The sequence below is a fragment of the Saccharomonospora iraqiensis subsp. paurometabolica YIM 90007 genome, assembly GCF_000231035.2.
Taxonomy (GTDB): Bacteria; Actinomycetota; Actinomycetes; order Mycobacteriales; family Pseudonocardiaceae; genus Saccharomonospora; species Saccharomonospora paurometabolica.
In genome coordinates this window covers 85599-85836 of sequence record NZ_KI912261.1, presented here as the reverse complement: position 1 = coordinate 85836, position 238 = coordinate 85599, and the positions used below count along the sequence as shown (strand labels likewise).

The window sequence follows — 238 nt, the reverse complement described above, 5'->3', positions numbered from 1 at the left end:
GCTCGCGGCGGTCACCGCGGCGTTGCTCGACGGGTTCGACCTGGTCGTCGTCACCGCACCCCGGACGGTGCAGGGCACCCGGACCGCCCGGCGGTTGTCCGCGCGGGCGCGCAACCGCGGCGCGGTGCTGCTGTCCGCGGGGCCGTGGCCGGGTGCGGAACTCGACCTGCGGTGCCGCACGGTGCGGTGGTCCGGCACGGCCGACGGCCACGGGTACCTGCGTTCCCGGGAGGTCGAG

The 238-nt window shown here is 77.7% G+C and carries 1 pseudogene; it reads left to right on the top strand.

Features of this window, described 5'->3' with window-relative positions:
• Positions 1–238: pseudogene (locus tag SACPADRAFT_RS33535) on the top strand (hypothetical protein); the annotation flags it as partial.